This is a genomic window from Flavobacterium cheniae, from assembly GCF_004363695.1.
Classification (GTDB): Bacteria; Bacteroidota; Bacteroidia; order Flavobacteriales; family Flavobacteriaceae; genus Flavobacterium; species Flavobacterium cheniae.
The window spans coordinates 1-1,218 of the sequence record NZ_SNZC01000017.1 but is presented as its reverse complement, the minus strand read 5'-3'; the positions used below and the strand labels follow the sequence as shown (position 1 = coordinate 1,218).

The window sequence follows — 1,218 nt, the reverse complement described above, 5'->3', positions numbered from 1 at the left end:
GGAATGGTAGTTGGTACAAGTTATACGGTAACATCAGGAAACGGAAGTTGTACTTCAGTAGCTTCTGCATCGTTTACGAACTTAGCAGTTTTACCAGTTCCATCACAACCAACAATTTCAACAACAGCACCAACGTGTTCATCAGCTGGTGTTTCTACCATCACGAATTACAGTGGTGCGTTGACTTATGTTTTCTCACCAGTTGGTCCTACAGCAGGCGCAGGCGGATTGATAAGTGGAATGGTAGTTGGAACGAGTTATACGGTAACATCATCAAACGGAAGTTGTTCATCAGTAGCATCTGCATCGTTTAGTAATTTAGCTATGCTAATTACTCCAGCAATTGCCACAGCAAGCGTTACAGTTCAACCAACATGTCCGGTTCCAACAGGTACAATAGTGGTTACAGCTCCTTTAGGAGGCACTTTAGAGTATAGTATTAATAATGGTGTTACTTACCAAAGTAGTACCACTTTCTCAGGACTTACACCAAACACTACGTATACTATTATAGTTAGAGATTCTTCAACTGGCTGTACATCAACAGCATCATCGCCATTGGTTGTTGATTCAGTTCCACCGTCACCAATTGTATCAACGGTTTCAGGATGTAACGGAGCTGTTTTTGAAATCACGGCTTCGGTTGCTACTGGTACGGCTACATATGAGTGGTATGATAGTTCATCGAATTTAATAGGAACAACAGCAACGATTGTAATTACAGCATCGGGAACTTATGAAGTTAGAGCTACTGTTAATTCATGTACTACTATTGAGTTTGTAACGGTAGATAAATCGCCATGTGTTATACCAAAAGGAGTTTCTCCAAACAATGATGGATTGAATGATACTTGGAATTTATCAGGATTAAACGCTAAGAAAGTTCAAATATTTAATCGTTACGGAGTAGAGGTTTATAGCAAATCGGATTACACTAATGAATGGGAAGGAAAAACAAATTCAGGAGATGAATTACCAGATGGTACCTATTATTATGTGGTTTCTTTGCCAAGTGGAGAAGTTAAAACGGGTTGGGTTTATATCAATAAAGAAAATTAAAAGCAAGTAAGATGAAAAATAGAATTATTCAAGTTGTTATTTTATTTATAGGTGTATTTGCTTTTGCCCAGCAAGACCCACACTACACGCAATACATGTACAATATGAGTGTAATGAATCCGGCATATGCGGGAAGCAAAGAGAATTTATCATTAGGAT

The 1,218-nt window shown here is 38.3% G+C and carries 2 protein-coding genes; both read left to right on the top strand.

All coding sequences use genetic code 11. The features are described from left to right. Positions 1-1,059, top strand: a 1,059-nt coding sequence (locus C8D80_RS12725; protein ID WP_133611002.1) for a gliding motility-associated C-terminal domain-containing protein, incomplete at its 5' end; no start/stop codon positions are given. 11 nt (positions 1,060-1,070) lie between these two features. Beyond that, positions 1,071-1,218, top strand: a 148-nt coding sequence (locus C8D80_RS12720) for a type IX secretion system membrane protein PorP/SprF (protein ID WP_133611000.1), incomplete at its 3' end; no start/stop codon positions are given.